This window comes from Pseudomonas migulae, assembly GCF_024169315.1.
Taxonomy (GTDB): domain Bacteria; phylum Pseudomonadota; class Gammaproteobacteria; order Pseudomonadales; family Pseudomonadaceae; genus Aquipseudomonas; species Aquipseudomonas migulae_B.
The window spans coordinates 5,005,330-5,024,341 of sequence record NZ_JALJWR010000001.1 but is presented as its reverse complement, the minus strand read 5'-3'; the positions used below and the strand labels follow the sequence as shown (position 1 = coordinate 5,024,341).

Below are 19,012 nucleotides of genomic sequence, written 5' to 3'. Positions count from 1 at the left end.
CACTGCCGGGAAATCACCCTGCGCCTGTCGGCAGATTGCCGCCAACTGGTGCTCACTCGTTACACCGAACACTACGGCCCGGCCGTAGTGCGCTGGATCGAGCGCAGCCATACGGTGTCAGTGAGCGAGGTGTTTCGCTGGTTGGTCGCCAATGGCGAGGCGGATGTCAGTCAGCAGCTATCACCGCCTCCAGCACCCGCGCTACACATTGCACCGCCGCGTCTTCATCGCGTCGTTTATGCCAGGCCAGATGCAATGCAAAACCCTCCACCTCTATCGGCGGTTCCACGGTGTGCAGCGCATTGGCCATCGGCATCGACAGGCACTGGCTCGGCAGCATCGCAATCAGGTCCGAGCCCAGCAGCAGATCCGGAACCATGACAAAGCTCGGCACGACGATTCCGACCCGTCGCGACAGCCCTTGGCCCTTCAACTGTTCATCGAGCGGACCCCAGGTTGCGCCGCGCCCGGACACCAACACATGTGGATAACTTAGCCAGCGGTCGAGATTGAAGTCCTTGATTGCTGGGTGTCCGCTTCGCATCGCCACCACGAAATGCTCGTGCAATAGCAGGCGTCGGGTGAAGTCCGGGCCGAGGGGCGGGAACACCGACATGGCCAGATCGCTTTGGCCGCGACTCAAACTTTCCTGTGCCGCCTCACCGCCCTGCCAGGGTTGGATCACCAGGTCGATGCCCGGCGCCAGTTCCGCCAGCCGATGGTGCAATCGCTGGGCGATGACGATTGCCGGGAAGTCGGCCATGACGATGCGCACGGTCTGGCGCAGGGTGCTCAGCTCGGCACTGGCGGCACCGACGAGGGTGCTGACCGAGCCCAGAATCTGCTTCAACAGCCCGCGCATGGCCTGCGCCTTGGGGGTCAGTTGCATGCCGCCCGGTCCGCGTTCGACTGCGCACCGCTGTCAGTGGGCCTGGAGAGAACCGTTTCTGGTTTATCGGGCGAATAAATTGTCGGGGGCTGAATTGGAAAATAATATGCATGATAAAAAGCGTTGTAACGGGCCTATCAATTCGAAAAACTTGGTGATCTTGCGATCACCAAGCAGCCCACTTAAACTTACTACTTCGTCCACCAAGCAAAAGTGACTGATTTCTTTTCTTTACCTTCATCAGCTTTAGATGCGTTGAACTCCTGAACTGCTACCTCAGCCAATCGTGAATCAGCAGGCAAACTTGCAACACACATATTACTTAGTACTTTCAACTCATCGTAACTTGCCTTTATTTGATTAGACATAGAATCCAATCCACGAGCATAATTTTCGGAATTTTTATAGGCACTCCCTTGCAAACTCAATTTATGAGCGCCAATCGACGCTATCCCATTAGCCAATCTGTCAAGTTGCGGGGCGGAGTCCTTTATTAAGGAGGTTTTCTCGGAGTCCGACAGCCCCTGACTCTTTAAATCCACGATTAATCTGGATGCACTTTGCTGCACTGTTTCCAATTTAGCTACAAGACAGAATACTTTCCCTGAAAAATCAGCCTCTTTACTAGTAGCCACTATTGAAGGCGACGAAATATTAATGCCTGACATGTTCATTCCCAACCACCTCAAAAACCATTATAAATATTAACTATTGAACTCAAAGCCTAAAAACCAAACACACTATCACTCTATCAATTTTCGCTCTTTCATGAAGATTTCTTCACCATCTTATTTCAGTCTATTTCAAATGTATTCGATTCGATCTGGCCATATCCATCCCAAAGAGTACAAGACGCACAATGCTTAACAGGCAACCCTGACCACCTGCGTTATCATCACCCCCCTACGCGCCAAGAGCCTTGACCCCGGATGTCCGAACCGCAGCCATTGCCTGACCATCAAACCCCATTGCCACCCGTCCTCGTCGGCCCCATGCTGCGGCGCCTGGAGCCGACGCGCCTGGTGCTTTGGCTGGTAGGAACCCGATCGCTGTCGCTGACATTACGCCTGGCGGGCATCGGCGATATTCCCTTGAACGCCGGGCAGTGCACGGTCATCCCGATTGGCCTCCATGCCTTTATCCATTTGATCGATGTGCCACTGGACACCGCCCTGCCCTGCGACACGCTGATCGAGTACGACCTGCTGATAGATGACGCCGCAACGGGCATCGCCGACTGGGCGCCGCATCTGCTGTATGGCGAAGCACGCCGCCCGAATTTTGTTTTGCGTTCCCGGATCGATCAGCTGCTGCATGGCTCCTGCCGCAAACCGCACTATCCCGCCGCCGATGGCTTGCTTTGCGTTGATCGCTTGCTGGCGTCGGAACATGAAGCAACGGAACGCCCGGCGCTGCTGATGATGAGCGGCGATCAGGTGTATGCCGATGACGTCGCGGGGCCTATGCTGCGCGCTATTCACGCCTTGATCGCACGTCTGGGGTTGTTCGGCGAACACCTCGAAGGCGCGGTGGTCAGTGACAGCGCCAAGCTCTATCAGCATGAAGCCAGCTACTACCACCGTGCGGATTTGTTACCAGCGCTGCAGAGCAACGAAACCCTGCGCGAGCGATTTTTCGGCGGTGCTCGTAAGCCGATTTTCACCAGCAGCAGTGCCGACAATCATCTGGTGACGTTCGCTGAAGTCATGGCCATGTACCTGCTGGTGTGGTCGCCGACACCCTGGACGCTGATCGCGCCAAAACCGCCAAAACTGATTCCCGAACGGCGCGAGCGTTATGCGCTGGAGCAGACGCGTATCGATGATTTCAAGGCTGGCCTTGGCGGTGTTGCACGAGCCTTCGCGCATCTGCCGTGCCTGATGATTTTCGACGACCACGATATTACCGATGACTGGAATCTTTCCGCGCAATGGGAGGAAACGGCCTACGGCCATCCGTTCTCCAAGCGCATCATCGGCAACGCGCTGATTGCCTATATGTTGTGCCAGGGCTGGGGCAACAATCCGGATGCGTTCGGTGCGTTGCTGGAGAAGACGGACGGTTTTAGCGCGACCGGGGACGATGGCTATCTCGACAGTCCGGTGCAGGACGCTTTGATCGATGAGTTGTTGAAGTTTCAGCACTGGCATTACGTGCTGCCGACCACTCCGGCGATGGTGGTGCTCGACACCCGCACCCGGCGCTGGCGCAGTGAGATGACGCTCAAGCAACCGTCGGGTCTGTTGGACTGGGAAGCCCTGAGCGAACTGCAACAGGAATTGCTCGATCACCCTTCGGCGATCATCGTTTCACCGGCTCCGGTGTTCGGCGTGAAGCTGATCGAAACCGTGCAACGGGTGTTCAGCTGGTTCGGTTATCCCCTGCTGGTGGACGCCGAGAACTGGATGGCCCATCGCGGCGCGGCGCAGGTGATCCTGAACATTTTCCGACACTCGCGTACACCGGGTAACTACGTGGTGCTGTCAGGCGATGTGCATTATTCCTTCGTCTATGAAGTCTTTATCCGACACCGCACGGCCGGCCCGAGGATCTGGCAGATCACCAGCAGCGGCATCAAGAACGAATTTCCACCGGCGCTGCTTGAGTGGTTCGACCGGCTCAATCGCTGGCTCTATTCCCCGCGCTCGCCATTGAACTGGCTGACCAAACGCCGGCGGATGCGCATCGTGCCGTATGTTCCGGAGCACGCCGAGGCGGGTGAACGGCTGTGGAATTCGGCGGGGATCGGGCAGGTGTTCTTTAATGAAAAAGGGCAGCCGCAGGAGATTTTTCAACACAACTCGGATGGTTCGCCGAAGACACGGATGGTGGCGCCGAAGACTGAGGATTGAAGGTGCTCGCTCACTGATGATCGTTCCCACGCGTGGGAACGATCTGACTTGACGGTGACGCTTGTGAATCTCACTCGAACGCTGATCATCGGCAACTCCGGCTCGGGCAAGAGCTGGCTGGCCGAGCGCTTGGCTGAACACCTGCGATTACCGTGGATCGATCTCGATTCGATCCACTGGCTGTCTGACGAACACAGCATCTCTCGTCCACGCGCCGAAGCATTGGGCATGGCGCGGATCGCCGCAGATGAAGAGCGCTGGGTGATCGAGGGTGTTTACGGCTGGATCGCCAGCGAACTTATCCACCGCGCTACCGCGTTGATCTGGTTGTGTGTTGATGATCAACATTGCGTCGCTAATATTCGCCAGCGAGAACACAAACCGGAGGATGACGAGTTGTTGATGGCGCTGCTGGCGTGGGCCGGCAGCTATCGTGACCGCGAAGACTCCAGTGGTTTTTTGGCGCATCAGCAGCTGTACGAAGCTTTCGCAGGTTCGAAAATCAAACTGATGAATGGGAATGAGATCACGGCATTCGTGAAAATCCTGAAGCGGCCGAAAGATGGCGTTTGAATCGGACGCGGATTACATCGTTCACGGAAACGTCTTTCAGTTAGTCGATGGATACTGATGGCTCTTGAAATCGGGGAACACCATGCGAGCCATCCGCCAATCAATGAATCGCGAACGCCTCGGAGAAAGGGCTGCGACTCACTCCAAGGCAACCGATGAAACCGCCTACCTTCTAAGTTCTAAATTCAATGCAGAACGTCTGCTCAAATCGATCGATAATTTGAGAGCAGGGAAGCTGATGACACTGAATCCTGTAGGAGCCACAGAAGGCGGCACCTACAGGTAATGGGGTGTAACCCGAGAAAGGTTCAGGCCGCACCCACCGCCCGACAAACCCCTCTGACAATCATCTCCACCTCCCGCTCATCAATCGTCAGCGGCGGCAGCAACCGGATGGTCTTGCCCCGTGTCACGTTGATCAACAAACCGTGATCCCGGGCGGCGATCAGGGTCAGGTCGCGAATCGGTTGCTTGAGTTCGATGCCGATCATCAGGCCCTGGCCACGGATGGCCAGTACGTTCGGGTCATCGGCCAGCTCGGTGCGCAATCTGTCGAGCAAGCGTTCACCCTGCACTTTGGCGTTTTCCAGCAAGCCCTGTTCTTCGATGATGTCCAGCACGGTGCAACCCACGCGACACGCCAGTGGATTGCCGCCGAAGGTGCTGCCGTGGCTACCGGGGGTGAAGAGGTCGGCGGCTTTGCCCCGGGCCAGGCACGCGCCGATAGGGACGCCATTACCCAGACCTTTGGCCAACGTTATGACGTCCGGAACGATGCCTTCGTGCTGGAACGCAAACCACTGGCCGGTGCGACCGATGCCGGTCTGGATTTCGTCGAGCATCAGCAGCCATCCGCGCCGGTTGCACAGGTCACGCACGGCTTTTAGGTATCCCGGCGGTGCCAGTTGCACACCGCTTTCACCTTGAATCGGTTCCATCAGGATCGCCACGATGCGCGGGCCGTGGGCCTGTTGCACCTTGTCCAGCGCCTTGAGATCGCCAAACGGCACTTTGACGAAATCCCCTGGCAGATCATTGAAACCCAGGCGCACCGCCGGGCCATCACTGGCGGACAGCGTGCCGAGCGTCCGGCCATGGAAGGCATTTTCCATGACGACCACCAAGGGCTGCTCGATGCCTTTGTGCCAGCCATGCAGCCGTGCCAGTTTCAGCGCGGTTTCGTTGGCTTCGGCACCGGAATTGTTGAAAAACGCCCGCTCCATGTCCGCGAGCCGGGTCAGTTTCTGCGCCAGCTGCTGCTGCCAGTCGATGCTGTAGAGGTTGGAGGTGTGCAACAACAGCCCCGCCTGTTCGCTGATGGCGGAGACAATTTTGGGGTGGGAGTGGCCGACATTGGTCACCGCCACGCCCGCCACCGCGTCCAGGTATTCACGACCGGCCTGATCCCACAAGCGTGTGCCCAGGCCTTTGGTGAAACTCAAGGCCAGTGGTTGGTAAGTGCTCATCAGGCAGGCGGCGGTCATGACATCAAGCTCCATCAATAGTCGGTGTTTTTGCAGTATGGTTAGCCACCTGAGCTGGATAAACGCTGCAACACTTCAATCATTTTAAAGTCGGGCTTGATAATGGATTTGTTCCAGGCAATGACCGTTTACGTCAGAGTGGTGGAATCCGGCAGCATGACCGCTGCCGCTTTTCAGTGCGAAATGTCTACCACCATGGTGGGCAATCACTTGCGGGCACTGGAACAACGCTTGGGCGTGCGCTTGCTCAACCGTACGACGCGGCGCCAGCGGCTGACGGAATTTGGGACTGCGTACTATCAACGCTGCCTCGAAGTACTGGGGCTGGTGGCCGATTCCGAACGCCTCGCCGAGCAAGCCCTCGACGAGCCGAGCGGCACCCTGCGCCTCACCGCACCGCTGACGTTCGGCACCGAAAAACTCGCGCCTGCGCTGAGCGAATTCGCCCTGCTTTGTCCGCGAGTGAAACTGGACGTCGTCCTCACCAACCGGCGTCCGGACCTGCTCGAAAACGGTTTCGACGTGGCGTTTCGGCTGGGCAACATGGAAACGACCAACCTGATCGCCCGCCCACTCGAGGACTACACGTTGACCATGTGTGCCTCACCGAGCTACCTGGCGCGTCGAGGCAACCCGGAAAAACCGGATGACCTGCGACACCATGACTGCCTGTCCTTTGCCTACCCGGCCGGCGATGACTGGCATTCGGTGGAAAAGGAATGGCGCCTGACCGGGGCCGATGGCGAGGTGACCGTGGCGGTCAGTGGGCCCATGCTGATCAACAGTTCCGCCGGCTTGCATCAGGCGGCACGCACCGGCATGGGCATCGTGTTGTTGCCCGACGCCTTGGTGGACCAGGATCTCAAGGACGGAATACTGGTGGCCGTGATGCCGGATTACCTGCCGCCGAACCGGCCAATGAGCCTGATGTATGCTCAGGATCGCTACCGTTTGCCGAAACTGCGCAGTTTCGTCGACTTCGCCATGCGGATGTGGGGCAAGCACTAGCGGGCTGAAGGCGCCATCGACTAATCTCCTCGACAGACGGGTCACTTCAGTCAGGGAGAGCGGCGATGGGTGGGGTCTCGGATATCGAAGCGTTGAAGTTCAATCTGTCCGATTTGAACGAAAACATGCTGCACACCGTTATGGAACTAGTCAGTGACGGCATCTGGGACTGGAACGCCAATACCGGGTTCGTTTACCGCAACCCCGGCTGGTACGAAATGCTTGGCTATGCACCTCACTCCCTCGACAACACGGTATTGACCTGGGAAAACGTGATGCACCCCGACGATTACCCGCGTGTCATGGCCCTGTTTGACGACTACCTGAGCCAACGGGCTCCCGGTTATCAAGCCGAGTATCGTTGTCGCACACAGGACGGGCGCTATATCTGGATCGAAGACCGGGGCCACGTGCTTGCACGCAATGTCGACGGCTCGGTCGCGCGAATGGTCGGAGCGCACCGCTGCATTGAAGACAAGAAGCGCCTGTTTGAAGCGCTTGAACAAAGAAATCAATCCCTCGAAGCCATCGTCGAAGAACGCACTCGAGAGCTATCCCGGGTCAACCAGCAATTGCAGATTCAGCTCGAAGAAAACCGCAAACTGGCGGAAACCGACGCGCTGACCTCAATCGCCAATCGACATCTTCTGAGTAAAACCCTTCCCCAGGCCTGTGATCGCGCCCAACGCTTTCGACAGCCACTGTCGCTGATTGCCATGGACATCGACGACTTCAAGAACATCAACGATCACTACGGTCATGCGCTGGGTGATGCCGCATTGGTGCAGGTGGTCGAGAGTGTGAAGCGCTGTGTCCGCGAGGGCGATTTGCTGGCGCGTTGGGGCGGTGATGAATTCATCATGGTTCTGCCCAACACCCCCCTGGCCGACGCCAGAACCCTCGCCGAAACCATCCGCCATAGCCTCGCCGACTTGCCGCCCGTGGGAGACTTTCAACTGACCCTCAGTTTTGGTGTGGTTCAGCGCTTCGACGAAGAACAGCAGACCGGACTGTTGGCCAGGGCTGATCAGGCGTTGTATCGGTCGAAGGTGGCGGGCAAGAATGTGATTTCGGGGTGAGCGTTGTGCTCGCCCCTCCTCTTACATCCCCGACTTCACCAGCACCGGTTTTTCCTGATACCGCTCTGGATACAACTGCTTCAGCTGCGCCACTTTCGGTAGATCGTTGATCACGATGTACGGGTAAGTCGGATGCTCGGTCAGAAAATCTTGATGTTCCTCCTCCGCCGGGTAGAAACCGTTATAGGTTTCCAGTTTGGTGACTATTGGTTTGTTGAATGATTTCGCAGCGTCGAGCTGGGCAATGTAGGCCTGGGCGACACGCTGTTGTTCGCTGCTTTCCGGAAAAATTGCCGATCGGTACTGAGTACCGTGGTCAGGTCCCTGACGATTGAGTTCGGTCGGGTTGTGCGCGACAGAGAAGTAGATCTGCAACAAGGTACCGTAGCTGACCTGAGCGGGATCGAAGGTGACCTCGACAGATTCCGCGTGACCGGTATCACCGTCGCTGACGCGTTCGTATCGAGCGGTGTTGGCCGCTCCGCCGGCATAGCCGGAGACCGCTTTCTTCACGCCTTTGACATGCTGAAACACACCTTGCACACCCCAGAAGCAACCGCCGGCGAAGACCGCCGTTTCGCTGTGGGCCTGGGTAGTTTCGTCGAGAGCCGGCGGGGGAATGATGACCGCTTCTTCGGCAGCGCCGAAAGAGAATGCCGAGCATTGACCGATGATGCCTGCGGCAGCCAGCCCCAGCAGGGTGCGGCGCCAGGTGAACTGGGTTTTCATGAGGCTGACTCCTGAATCAGTGAAGGGGGGCTGTCAACCGAACGTAAAGGCATACGCCGAGACGCCGGGGTCGAGAAATTCGATGCTGAAGGTTCGATCCGTGACACCGCCGGGTTGGCGCACCAGTTGATACAACCGTTGCTCGGTCACGCTGCCGCTGCCATCGGGGGCGACGTCCGTACCGTGAGCATCACCAGGGGCTTTTCCGTCAATCAGGACTTTGAAGCGCACCGGTTTTCCATCAGCGGCGGGCCCCAGTACCAGGTGCAGATCGCGAGCGTGGAAGCGGTAGACGATGCGACTGGCCGGCGCGCTTGAGGTGGCTCGCTCCGAACCGACAGTCCACTGACCGCCCAGGCTCCAGTCATTCAGGGCCAGTTGCGACGGTGGGTTGTAGGCCGTCGACTTGTCGGGAACCAGACCGGTTTCGGGGACGAAATGCTCCGAGCGTTGGTAGCCGACATAGGTTTCCGGTGACTGCACTTCGTTCATGTCCGGCGCGAGTTGAACCCCCTCAGCATTGGCGTTGATCAGCCCGTCGGCCACCTTGGCGGCACCCGCTTCACGCAACAACTGCTGGATCACCCGCTCCGACTCGGCGTAATTTCCTTCGCCAAAGTGGTGATAACGAATGCGCCCCTGAGCGTCGGCAAAATAGTGGGCTGGCCAGTATTCGTTGTTGAAAGCACGCCAGATCTTGTAGTCGTTATCGATCGCCACCGGGTAGTTGATGCCCAGGTCCTTCATGGCTTTGGTGACGTTGCCTACATTGCGTTCAAAAGCGAATTCGGGTGCATGGACGCCGATCACCACCAGCCCCTGATCACGATACTTTTCCGCCCACGCCTTCACATACGGCAGGGTGCGCAGGCAGTTGATGCAGGAGTAGGTCCAGAAATCCACCAGCACCACTTTGCCCTTCAACGCCTCAGCGCTGAGAGGGGGTGAATTGAGCCATTGCACGGCACCGTCCAGCGGTGGAAGGTTGCCTTCGATCGGCAGCGCACCCGGCGTTTTGTCAGCCGCTTTCATTGCACCACCGGGGTCACGCGCCATCATTGCCCCGCTTTCATTTGGAGACCTGGCCAACCGACCAACCAGCGCCTGTTCGATACCGCCCGTGGACGCCGTCGAAAACCGCGCCAGAATCCCGGTGTCGAGCCCCAGTGCAATCGCCGCCACACCCGCCAGCATTGCCGCACCCAAACCTCGACGAACCCACTCGCCAGCACCGATGGAACGCTTCATTGCAGCGAATACTTTACCGCCCAGCAGCAGCGCCACCGCGAGGGAAGTGGCGGCACCGGCGGCGTAGGCCAGCAGTAACAGGGTGGTTGCGATGCTTGCCCCTTGCAGTGCCGCACCGGTCAGTACCAGACCTAGAATCGGCCCCGCACACGGCGCCCAAAGCAGGCCGGTGGCAACACCGATCAGGAACGAAGCACCGGGACGCGGCCGCGAATCGGCGCCTGCCGCTTCCGACAAACGACTGCCCGCCGCCACCAGCGGACGCGTCAGGCGCTCAGCCAGTTGCGGCAGCAATAACGTCAAGCCGAACAGTGCGACAAACACCAACGCGAGCCAGCGCCCGTACTGATTGAGTTGCACCACCCAGCCGCCACCCACCGCTGCCAATGAGGCCACCAGCGCGAAGGTCAGTGCCATCCCCGCCAGCAGCGGCAAGCTGCTCTTCATGAACGGCTGCCCGGTGCGAGCGAAGACAAACGGCAGTACCGGCAGAATGCACGGGCTGACGATGGTCAGCACACCACCGAGATAAGCGAGAACCAGAAGCCACATAGCGTCGACCTGCATGAAGTGAAAGAGAGGGTTAAGCCGCCTGTGGCTTGAAGGTCATCGCCAGTCCGTTCATGCAGTAACGCAGGCCGGTGGGCTTGGGCCCGTCATCGAAAACATGCCCCAGATGACCGCCGCAACGCCGGCAGTGAACCTCTTCGCGCAGCACGCCGAAGGATCGGTCCTGACGGGTCGCCACGGCCTTTTCCAGCGGGGCCCAGAAACTTGGCCAACCGGTGCGGCTGTCAAACTTCGTGCTGGATGAAAACAACGGCAGGTCGCAACCGGCACAGGCAAAGGTGCCCTCACGGTGCTCGTTATTCAGCGCACTGCTGTAGGCCCGTTCGGTGCCCTCCTCGCGCAGGATTTCGTACTGCTCGTCGCTGAGCAGGGCGCGCCACTCGCTGTCGCTGTGGGTCACCTCGAAAACCTCCTCGGCACTGGCCTCGCTGACCAGTGCGGAACGGGCGGCAAATTTTGGCAATACACCGATCACCAGGGCTGCAGCCCCCAGCCCGCCGCTTACCAGTAGAAATTGTCGCCGTGAAAACATGGCCGCCTCCAACAATCCAAAGTGCCTTTCATGGAACACAGCCTAGGCTTGGGTTGTTCGCCAAATCCTCACGGGAAGTTAAACAATTCGTGATAACTCTGGCCCTGGAAAACCCGCACAATGCGCTCATTGCGCCGAAGGATTGAGCCTGATGGAACCGACCAAACGCGTCCTCGTGGTCGAGGACGACCTGCATATCGCCGACCTTATCTGCCTGCATCTGCGCGATGAGCAGTTCGAGGTAGTGCACTGCGCCGATGGCGATGAAGGCATGCGCTTGCTGCAACAAGGAAACTGGGACGCGCTGATCCTCGACCTGATGCTGCCGGGTGTCGACGGCCTGGAAATCTGCCGCCGCGCCCGTGCCATGGCCCGCTACACCCCGATCATCATCACCAGTGCGCGCTCCAGCGAAGTGCATCGGATACTGGGGCTGGAACTCGGCGCCGATGACTACCTGGCCAAACCCTTTTCCATGCTCGAGCTGGTTGCCCGGGTCAAGGCGCTGCTGCGACGGGTCGACGCCATGGCGCGCAACCTGAAAATGGACGCCGGCAGCCTGATCATCGACGGCCTCTCCATCGACCCGATCACCCGCGAGGTGTCCCTCGACGGTCGGCGTCTCGACCTCACGCCACGGGAGTTCGACCTGTTGTATTTCTTCGCCCGCCAGCCTGGCAAAGTGTTTTCGCGCATGGACCTGCTCAATGCCGTGTGGGGTTACAGCCATGAAGGCTACGAGCACACGGTCAATACCCACATCAACCGTCTGCGCGCAAAGATCGAGGCCGATCCGGCACAACCGGTGCGCATCCTCACGGTGTGGGGTCGAGGCTACAAATTCGCGGCCAGGGAGGAACAGCCATGAGTCTGACCCTGACGCAACGGCTGTCGCTGGTTTTCGCCGTGCTGTTGCTGGTGTGCTGCGGCACCTCGGCCTGGATGCAGGTGCGTTCCAACCAGATGCATGAACAGGAAGTGGTGCAAGGACTGTCGCGGGACCTGGCCCAACATATCGCCCGCGACACGGTGCTGATGGACACCCAGGGCCTGATGCCCGATGCCGTGCGTGACCTGTTCAGCAAGCTGATGCTGGTCAATCCCAGTGTCGAGGTCTATCTGCTCGACATCGGGGGCAGGATTGTCGGCAGCGCAGCCCCCGAAGGCCGGATTCACCGGGAACGGGTCGACCTTGCGCCCATCCAGCGCCTGCTCAAGGGTGATGCCCTGCCGATTCTCGGCGACGACCCGCGCAGCGTCGATGCCCGAAAAGTGTTCAGCGCTGCGCCGCTGAAGGTCGACGGCAAGTCTGTCGGTTATCTTTACGTGGTGTTGCTCGGCGAAGACCACGATCGCCTGGCGGAACGGGGCGCCACCAGCGCAGCCCTCAACACGGCCCTGCTGTCGATCGGACTGGTCGCATTGCTCTGCCTGATTGCCGGTCTCACCGCGTTTGCGCTGATCACCCGGCCGTTGCGCCGTTTGACCGAAACCGTCAGCCAGTTCGATATCGACGGCGTCCCGGCAACGGCACCTGAACCGGCGCCGGTGGAAAAAACCGCCAGTCACGACGAAATCGCCATTCTCGACGCCACCTTCCGCCAGATGCAGGCGCGCCTCAGCGAACAATGGCGTTCGCTGACCCGCCAGGATCAGGAACGCCGCGAACTGGTGGCGAACATTTCCCACGACCTGCGTACGCCTCTGGCGTCGCTGCACGGTTATCTGGAAACCCTGTCGCTCAAGGACGCCACGCTCTCCCCCACCGACCGTCGCCGCTACCTGGGCATCGCTCTGGATCAAAGCCGCAAGGTCGGCGGTCTGGCGCAATCGCTGCTGGAACTGGTGCGCCTGGAACACGGTTTCGTGCAGCCCGTGCTGGAGCGCTTCTCCCTGACCGACCTGGTGCAGGACATCTTCCAGAAATTCGAACTGACCGCCGAGGCGCGCCAGGTGCAGTTGAAGGCGAGCTTTGCACCAACGGTGCCCGGGGTGTTTGCCGACCTTGGGCTGATCGAGCGGGTACTGACCAACCTGTTCGATAACGCCCTGCGTCATACGCCAGTGGGCGGGAAAATAGGCATCAGCCTGGTACCGCTGGGCAAGTTTGTCGAGATCACCGTCTGCGACAGCGGGCCAGGTATTTCTGCGCAGCTGCGCGAAGGGTTGTTTTTACGGCCGTTCAACATCGGCGGTGCGCGGCGTGACGGTGGTTTGGGATTACGGATTGTGCAGCGGATCCTGCAGCTGCATGGCCGAGAGATTCGGCTGGTGGATGTACCGGAGCAAGGGGCCACGTTTGTGTTTTCGTTGCCTATGGATGAGGAGACTGCGACGGCGTTGGCGGTGCGTTCGATGAATCTGAATACGCCGAGGCATGTCTGAAAGACCGTGGTGCCCGCATCGCGAGCAGGCTCACTCCCCACAGTTGAACCGAGTGGCACACAAATCCCTCTTACGCAGGAGATCTCTGTAGGAGTGAGCCTGCTCGCGATTGCGGTGTGTCAGGCAGCACATCTTCGGTTGGAAGAGCATCGCCCCCGTTTTGGAGCTTGGCCAACAAAAAAAGCTCTTAGAACTGTCAACTTTGACAGTATCCCCTCCCCTGAGAATGTGCGTTAAATGTTCTATGACTGCTGAGGCCTGTGAACAAGGGCAGTTATTACATCGATCGTATTCTTCAAGGGAGAAGAATCATGCTTAATATTACAGAAGCCATCCGGCGACCTTTCTGGATGCTGTGTATTACTTCGCTGACAGCGTTGCTTATTGCGTGTACGCATCCAACGCCGCCTGCCGGCACCCAATCAAAAAGCTGGGTAACCGAAAATGTTGCAGCCAAGAGCACGGACGAGCTATACAAGCCTTTTATCGGGTCTTCCCGGTTTGAGCGATCGAGTTCGAGAATAGTCGATGGTTACACCATTGAGAGTGGTAATTTACGGACTGATGAGTCTACTGGATCACTAGTTACTGTCCGAGCCAAGGACGGTAGTCTGACGGCGATAGTTGATACACAGGGTACTGTGGGCGTTCTACGGATCAATACAGATGGCCAGAGTAGATTCACCGCGGAAAAACCTCCTGCGTCCATATTGGACGGCGTCGTTAAAAGAGCAAATGATTCATCCACGGTATCTCCCCCAGCAAAGCCAACTGCCGCCAATGAAAATTTTATCATTACAGTACTTGTAGCTTACTCTCGCCCGTATGCTGATAGGGTTGTCGACGCTCGCGCATATGCACTGGCAGAGTTGGAGACGGTAAACCTAGCTCTTCGAAACTCCCTGGTTACAAACGTTTCACTTGAACTCGCAGGGATTACGATTGTTGAGGCAGACCTCGCTTTAAGTCCCTCGCTATTTTGGTCTCTTAGTCCCATTTTGATACCAATCATAGAGCTATATAACCCTGATATTGTGGCAGGCTTTTTTATCGATCATGATTACAAGTATGCTTGGCTGGCTTTTGATGGGCCGAACCGTATAACGCTCATGGGTTATAGCACTTACTTTCGTGCCGCAGTGGGAGTCAATGCCGGTGCCAAGAACAGGTGTTCACCTAACGATCCCGCTCAGGGCTACAACTTTGGGTATAAGACTTCAATTATGTGTACCGAACACGGGCCAGAACCTTTTTATTCGACACCTTTAGTTCTTGATGAGAACGGAGAACCGCGCGGCGATGCCGCCACCGCCGATATGGCGCGAGTCTGGCGTGAAAATGCACAGCGGATGGCTCATTACGGTGTAGACACCCCCAAAAATTTTAGAAAACAGTATTTTACGCCAACGCCACCTAGGATTGTATTTTTCTGGGACGCGTCGCCTGGCGCTGTCGGGTATGAGGTTTACTACACATCGTCAACAAACCCAGACCCGGTAAAACACTCTAATGTAACAGGTACATCCTTTACCGCGCCCATGGAAGCGCAACCGGTACGTACCTGGTATGTTAAAGCAGTAAGTCCTATTGGGCAGAAGTCCGGCTTGAGCAATGGGGCGCAATGAACACTTTCAACCCTAACCTTCACACCACACAGTTAATTGCTAGTGATTGTCAACACCGCTTATTTAGCTACTTCCAAAACGTGTTCAATTGATTACACTTTACGGTCCACCCAAGTCCCACAGCGGTTATCATCCCAGTACTATTTTTCGGCAAGGACGCTGCGCGATGTTGAATGTTCTGGAAAATACACCACTGTGGGTTTACACGGTACTTATGCTGCTCTGCTACTTTGGTTTCAAAACTCTCTCCCCGACGCGCGAAAGCAAAACCGCACTGCTGAGCACGCCACCGGCCCTACTCGGTTGGTCGCTGTATTCGTTGGATCTGACGCTCCCTCCAATACTGGCCCTAAGCTGCTGGCTGGTCGCGATCATGTTCGGCAGTATCGTTGCGCTGGCGGTTTTTTCGCGCAAAGGGGTGGAGTTGGATGACGCTGGTACCGCACTGATCGTGCCGGGCACCGCAAAAACCCTGGTGCTCTACCTGCTGTTTTTCGCCGTTAACTATTTCTTTGGCTATCAGGCAGCGGTTGATCCGGAGCACTCGGCCACGCTGCCGATGGTGTTGCTCAAGGCCTGTGCATCAGGCTTTGCGAGCGGTTTGTTCTGCGGACGGTCGATCAGGTTTTATCAGATGTTCCGATCCCTGAAGACCGCACCCGCCAGGAATCCGTGACAACGCCGCCCCGGTCCAATAGATTAGGCGGCCTGAAAAGGCCCAGCGCTTTCTCGCCTCAACCCAAGTTTAAAGAAGTAGTGAAATTTCAATGTCCGATTCCAATACCGCTGAATCCGTAGTCACCTTGTCGTCCAAAGCGGAATACGAAAACTCCATCAATCTTTCACAGCACGTGCCCCAGGCCAAGACCATCAGCGAGATGGTCCTGGATGCTTTCCAGTCCACCCGTGAAAGCGATCAGATCCGCGAGCTGCGCGCCGCGATTCGTCAGGCTCACGACCGCTTCGACGACGACACAGCCTACGAACTGATGGGCGAACTCAAGCAGCTCAAGGACGCTGAAGCGGCCGACATCGCCGCTCTCGAAGACCTGAGCAGCAAGTTCTCGATCAGCCGAATTCTTTCCAGCTTCAAGGACGATCCGGCGTTTCAGGAAATCGTCTACGGCCTGGCATTGAAGGTGCTGAACCAGACGCATCAGGCCATCAGCAACCCGACCAGTGGCAAGAGCAAAACGGCTCGTGCCAAGAAAGAAGTCGAAGTGTTTACCATCAGCAAGGATGGCGTGAGCGTCACTTTGCCGCTGCGTACACCCCGCTCGCGACTGAACGTTGACCGTGAAGCGCTGGAATTCCTGGGTTTCACGTTCGTCGGTGAGGGCGATGAAGCCGAGCTGGAAAGCGAAACGTTCCTGGACAGCGCCGGGACTGAACAAGCGGTCAACCGCAAGAACATCATTACCGCGCTTCAGCAGCAAACCGCATTCGATGGCTACAGCATCGCCGCGCAGTAACACGATCAATCAGCAGCGCTTCAGGCGCCACTGACCTAAAAGCCCCGCCCTAGAGCGGGGCTTTTTATTGCCCGCGATTCCGCTAAAAGCCCGATTACTCTCACAGTATCGACACCCGAATAAACACTTCCCTTCACCCTTGAGCACCACGGGTCCGCCTGCGGGGAGCGTCAACTCACTTTCCAGCTCAAGACTTCAGTGGTGCGATTGCTGAGGTCATCATGCACACAACCCCTTTGTACCGTCAGTTAGCCAATCATTACCTTGACGCGATCCGCAGCGGCACCTTGAAAACCGGTGAACGTTTCCCCTCCATTCGGCTGATGATGGAAAAACACGCCGTCAGCCTGTCGACCGCCGTGCAGGTTTGCCGGGAGCTTGAAGACTACGGCGTCCTGGAAGCCCGCCCGCGTTCCGGCAACTACATTCGCCAGCCCGACACCTTGCCCAAACCTGTCGTGACTGCTCCCCCGCCCCTCGACACCGACGTCTACTTCGGCATTCACGAGCAGGTGTCATCGGTGCTCAAGGCCAGCCAGCGTGCGACGATCAAGGTCAATTTCGCCAGTGCCTACTGTGCACCGGAGCTCTACCCGTTGAAGATTTTGCAGGAGCACATGATCAAGGCGCTGCGTCAGGATCAGCGTCTGCTGGGTATTCAAGGCTCGACCAGCGGCAACCTCGCATTGCGCAACATCCTGGCGCGACGGGCGCTGACCACCAAAGCCAATTTGACCGCCGAGAAGATTGTGATCACCAACGGCGCAACCGAAGCGATCAACCTGGCCTTGCGCGCGGTCACCCAACCCGGTGACACCGTGGCCGTGGAGTCGCCAACCTTCTACGGTTTGCTGCAAATTCTCGAAAGCCTGAACCTGCGCGCACTGGAAGTCCCGGCGACGGCCCACGCGGGCATCAATCTGTTTGCACTGGAACAACTGCTGCAAAAGCCCGAACGTATTCGGGCGCTGATCGTCATTCCCAACCTGCAGAATCCACTGGGCAGCATCATGCCCGACGCCAACAAGGCGCGGCTGGTGCAATTGTGTGCCGAGCACGGCACGGTGCTGATCGAAGACGACACCTATGGTGATCTGGTGGACACCGAGCAACCACTGTCCACCCTTAAACACTGGGATCGCAGTGACAACGTGATCTATTGCGCCTCGTTGAACAAAACCCTGGCACCGGGCCTGCGCCTGGGCTGGATCAGCGCAGGGAAATGGCACGAGCGCGTGGAAATGCTCAAACACACCCAGACCCGCGGTTGTGAAGCATTGTCGCAATTGGCGGTCGGTGCGTTCATGAAAACACCGTCCTACGAGCGTTACCTGCGTCGCCTGAGGAAAACCCTGACGCAACAACGCCAACAGATGAGTGCCGCGATCACCCGCTACTTCCCACCCGGCACCTGCGTGACCGACCCTCGGGGCGGCACATTGCTGTGGGTGGAACTGTCACCTCGACATTCGTCCATGGCGCTTTTTCATGAGGCGTTGAAGGTGGGGATCCAGGTTTCACCTGGGGTTATCTTTTCCAATACCCGGCGCTTCGATCACTTTGTGCGGATTGGGTGTGGGGCGCCGTTTTCGCCGAAGATTGATGAGGCACTGGCGACGTTAGGCCAACTCCTCAAAAACCAAGGCTGACACATCTCCTGTAGGAGCGAGGCTTGCCCGCGAAGAACGATAACGCGGTTCTCCTGAATGACCGCGTTATCGTTCTTCGCGGACAAGCCTCGCTCCTACAGGGAATGCGTTCAGGCCGGGGGTTGGTGGAGGCAAATGATATGCGGGTCGTCATTCCAGTGCGGGAAACGCTCGGCAATGAGTGGGTCATGACCGGGAATGACGTGGTCCTCGCTGTCAGCCAAACGGTCGATTTCGATAAACGCCTCAAGCGTCTGCGCCAGATCATCCAGTATCGGAAACGGACTGCGCTGGCGAATGTTCGCCCACAAATGCGCAGCATCCGACGCCAGAACAATCCACCCGCGTTCGGTGTTCACCCGTACCACCTGGCTGCCCGGCGTATGCCCGCCCACCGGGTGCAGCGTCACGCCGGGAACCACCTCGACCGTACCGGTGTGCAAGCGCATCCGGCCTTCGAACAGCGGTGGCAACGCCGACATCACGTCGTCGACTTCGTAGGTTTTGTTCACCGTGCGATGGGCCATTTTCGGCCCGGTGCAGAAGCGCAATTCCGCTTCCTGCAAATGCACCGTGGCTTTCGGAAACAGCCCCAGGTTGCCCGCGTGATCCCAGTGCAAATGGGTGAGGATCAGGTTCTCGACCTGCGCCGGATCGATGTCCAGTTGACGTAGGGATTCTTCCGGCAGGCGATACATCTGACGGTTACGCCGATCCGCCGTAGCCGGTTGAAAACAGGTGTCGACCACGATGACCTGTTGCTCGTTGCGAATGACCCAGAAGTAGTAATCCAGTGGCATCGACGCATTGGGATCACCGCAGCAGGCGTCGTAAAGAAAGTTTTCCCGGGCGGTGCGCTGGGCATTGGCGCCGACACGGATGGCAAACACTTCGTACACAGGAACGGACATTTTCAC

Annotated in this window: 17 protein-coding genes; 10 read left to right on the top strand and 7 right to left on the bottom strand. The window is 57.9% G+C overall.

What is annotated here, in order from left to right; translation table 11 throughout:
* Positions 1 to 166: 166 nt before the first annotated feature.
* Positions 167 to 889 carry a LysR substrate-binding domain-containing protein gene (locus J2Y86_RS22920; protein ID WP_253436804.1) on the bottom strand — a complete coding sequence of 241 codons (723 nt, stop codon included), beginning with the start codon at positions 887 to 889 and terminating at the stop codon, positions 167 to 169.
* Between the two features lie 191 nt (positions 890 to 1,080).
* Positions 1,081 to 1,557 (bottom strand): hypothetical protein, encoded by a 477-nt coding sequence (locus J2Y86_RS22915; protein ID WP_253436801.1) that lies wholly within the window; start codon positions 1,555 to 1,557, stop codon positions 1,081 to 1,083.
* 261 nt (positions 1,558 to 1,818) lie between these two features.
* Between J2Y86_RS22915 and J2Y86_RS22910 the strand changes: the two genes are divergently transcribed.
* Both J2Y86_RS22910 and J2Y86_RS22905 read left to right on the top strand, forming a co-directional pair.
* Positions 1,819 to 3,741 carry an alkaline phosphatase D family protein gene (locus J2Y86_RS22910; protein WP_253436798.1) on the top strand — a complete coding sequence of 641 codons (1,923 nt, stop codon included), beginning with the start codon at positions 1,819 to 1,821 and terminating at the stop codon, positions 3,739 to 3,741.
* Between the two features lie 63 nt (positions 3,742 to 3,804).
* Positions 3,805 to 4,314, top strand: coding sequence for a shikimate kinase (locus J2Y86_RS22905; RefSeq protein WP_253436795.1), 510 nt, complete (start codon positions 3,805 to 3,807; stop codon positions 4,312 to 4,314).
* Positions 4,315 to 4,622: 308 nt separating this feature from the next.
* Here the strand turns inward: J2Y86_RS22905 and J2Y86_RS22900 are convergent, their stop codons facing one another.
* Positions 4,623 to 5,798, bottom strand: a complete 1,176-nt coding sequence (locus tag J2Y86_RS22900; protein WP_253436792.1) for an aspartate aminotransferase family protein — start codon at positions 5,796 to 5,798, stop codon at positions 4,623 to 4,625.
* 102 nt (positions 5,799 to 5,900) lie between these two features.
* On the opposite strand from J2Y86_RS22900, the gene J2Y86_RS22895 reads away from it, so the two are divergent.
* A complete protein-coding gene (locus tag J2Y86_RS22895) occupies positions 5,901 to 6,806 on the top strand; it encodes a LysR family transcriptional regulator (RefSeq protein WP_253436789.1) in 906 nt (301 codons plus the stop codon).
* A 65-nt stretch (positions 6,807 to 6,871) separates the two neighbouring features.
* Positions 6,872 to 7,885, top strand: coding sequence for a sensor domain-containing diguanylate cyclase (locus tag J2Y86_RS22890; RefSeq protein ID WP_253436785.1), 1,014 nt, complete (start codon positions 6,872 to 6,874; stop codon positions 7,883 to 7,885).
* A 21-nt stretch (positions 7,886 to 7,906) separates the two neighbouring features.
* On the opposite strand, the gene msrA is transcribed toward J2Y86_RS22890, so the two are convergent.
* From msrA to msrB, 3 genes are read right to left on the bottom strand one after another with little or no spacing between them, the layout of a single operon-like run.
* Positions 7,907 to 8,614, bottom strand: coding sequence for a peptide-methionine (S)-S-oxide reductase MsrA (gene msrA / locus J2Y86_RS22885; protein WP_253436782.1), 708 nt, complete (start codon positions 8,612 to 8,614; stop codon positions 7,907 to 7,909).
* Positions 8,615 to 8,647: 33 nt separating this feature from the next.
* On the bottom strand, positions 8,648 to 10,414 hold the full coding sequence (locus J2Y86_RS22880; RefSeq protein ID WP_253436779.1) for a cytochrome c biogenesis protein DipZ: 1,767 nt from the start codon (positions 10,412 to 10,414) through the stop codon (positions 8,648 to 8,650).
* A 31-nt stretch (positions 10,415 to 10,445) separates the two neighbouring features.
* Positions 10,446 to 10,964: a peptide-methionine (R)-S-oxide reductase MsrB gene (msrB, locus tag J2Y86_RS22875; protein WP_253436776.1), complete on the bottom strand. Its 519-nt coding sequence runs from the start codon at positions 10,962 to 10,964 to the stop codon at positions 10,446 to 10,448.
* 151 nt (positions 10,965 to 11,115) lie between these two features.
* Between msrB and J2Y86_RS22870 the strand changes: the two genes are divergently transcribed.
* The 6 genes from J2Y86_RS22870 to J2Y86_RS22845 all read left to right on the top strand — a co-directional run bounded on the left by J2Y86_RS22870 (position 11,116) and on the right by J2Y86_RS22845 (position 18,095).
* On the top strand, positions 11,116 to 11,832 hold the full coding sequence (locus J2Y86_RS22870) for a response regulator transcription factor (RefSeq protein WP_084320741.1): 717 nt from the start codon (positions 11,116 to 11,118) through the stop codon (positions 11,830 to 11,832).
* A complete protein-coding gene (locus J2Y86_RS22865) occupies positions 11,829 to 13,349 on the top strand; it encodes a sensor histidine kinase (RefSeq protein ID WP_253436773.1) in 1,521 nt (506 codons plus the stop codon). The genes J2Y86_RS22870 and J2Y86_RS22865 overlap by 4 nt, the downstream gene beginning before the upstream one ends.
* 311 nt (positions 13,350 to 13,660) lie before the next feature.
* On the top strand, positions 13,661 to 14,974 hold the full coding sequence (locus tag J2Y86_RS22860) for a hypothetical protein (protein ID WP_253436770.1): 1,314 nt from the start codon (positions 13,661 to 13,663) through the stop codon (positions 14,972 to 14,974).
* 166 nt (positions 14,975 to 15,140) lie between these two features.
* Positions 15,141 to 15,650, top strand: a complete 510-nt coding sequence (locus J2Y86_RS22855) for a DUF6622 family protein (RefSeq protein ID WP_253436767.1) — start codon at positions 15,141 to 15,143, stop codon at positions 15,648 to 15,650.
* A gap of 91 nt (positions 15,651 to 15,741) precedes the next feature.
* A complete protein-coding gene (locus tag J2Y86_RS22850) occupies positions 15,742 to 16,446 on the top strand; it encodes a hypothetical protein (protein WP_253436763.1) in 705 nt (234 codons plus the stop codon).
* A gap of 221 nt (positions 16,447 to 16,667) precedes the next feature.
* Positions 16,668 to 18,095, top strand: a complete 1,428-nt coding sequence (locus J2Y86_RS22845; protein ID WP_253436760.1) for a PLP-dependent aminotransferase family protein — start codon at positions 16,668 to 16,670, stop codon at positions 18,093 to 18,095.
* Between the two features lie 110 nt (positions 18,096 to 18,205).
* On the opposite strand, the gene J2Y86_RS22840 is transcribed toward J2Y86_RS22845, so the two are convergent.
* Positions 18,206 to 19,006, bottom strand: coding sequence for an N-acyl homoserine lactonase family protein (locus J2Y86_RS22840; RefSeq protein ID WP_253436757.1), 801 nt, complete (start codon positions 19,004 to 19,006; stop codon positions 18,206 to 18,208).
* Between the last annotated feature and the right edge of the window lie 6 nt (positions 19,007 to 19,012).

Excerpts from the sequence above, each read along its gene's own strand:
- J2Y86_RS22920 (WP_253436804.1), bottom strand. The coding sequence starts at position 889 with ATGCAACTGACCCCCAAGGCGCAGGCCATGCGCGGGCTGTTGAAGCAG.
- J2Y86_RS22915 (WP_253436801.1), bottom strand. The coding sequence starts at position 1,557 with ATGTCAGGCATTAATATTTCGTCGCCTTCAATAGTGGCTACTAGTAAA.
- J2Y86_RS22910 (WP_253436798.1), top strand. The coding sequence starts at position 1,819 with ATGTCCGAACCGCAGCCATTGCCTGACCATCAAACCCCATTGCCACCC.
- J2Y86_RS22900 (WP_253436792.1), bottom strand. The coding sequence starts at position 5,798 with ATGACCGCCGCCTGCCTGATGAGCACTTACCAACCACTGGCCTTGAGT.
- J2Y86_RS22895 (WP_253436789.1), top strand. The coding sequence starts at position 5,901 with ATGGATTTGTTCCAGGCAATGACCGTTTACGTCAGAGTGGTGGAATCC.
- J2Y86_RS22890 (WP_253436785.1), top strand. The coding sequence starts at position 6,872 with ATGGGTGGGGTCTCGGATATCGAAGCGTTGAAGTTCAATCTGTCCGAT.
- msrA (WP_253436782.1), bottom strand. The coding sequence starts at position 8,614 with ATGAAAACCCAGTTCACCTGGCGCCGCACCCTGCTGGGGCTGGCTGCC.
- J2Y86_RS22880 (WP_253436779.1), bottom strand. The coding sequence starts at position 10,414 with ATGTGGCTTCTGGTTCTCGCTTATCTCGGTGGTGTGCTGACCATCGTC.
- msrB (WP_253436776.1), bottom strand. The coding sequence starts at position 10,964 with ATGTTTTCACGGCGACAATTTCTACTGGTAAGCGGCGGGCTGGGGGCT.
- J2Y86_RS22870 (WP_084320741.1), top strand. The coding sequence starts at position 11,116 with ATGGAACCGACCAAACGCGTCCTCGTGGTCGAGGACGACCTGCATATC.
- J2Y86_RS22865 (WP_253436773.1), top strand. The coding sequence starts at position 11,829 with ATGAGTCTGACCCTGACGCAACGGCTGTCGCTGGTTTTCGCCGTGCTG.
- J2Y86_RS22860 (WP_253436770.1), top strand. The coding sequence starts at position 13,661 with ATGCTTAATATTACAGAAGCCATCCGGCGACCTTTCTGGATGCTGTGT.
- J2Y86_RS22855 (WP_253436767.1), top strand. The coding sequence starts at position 15,141 with ATGTTGAATGTTCTGGAAAATACACCACTGTGGGTTTACACGGTACTT.
- J2Y86_RS22850 (WP_253436763.1), top strand. The coding sequence starts at position 15,742 with ATGTCCGATTCCAATACCGCTGAATCCGTAGTCACCTTGTCGTCCAAA.
- J2Y86_RS22845 (WP_253436760.1), top strand. The coding sequence starts at position 16,668 with ATGCACACAACCCCTTTGTACCGTCAGTTAGCCAATCATTACCTTGAC.
- J2Y86_RS22840 (WP_253436757.1), bottom strand. The coding sequence starts at position 19,006 with ATGTCCGTTCCTGTGTACGAAGTGTTTGCCATCCGTGTCGGCGCCAAT.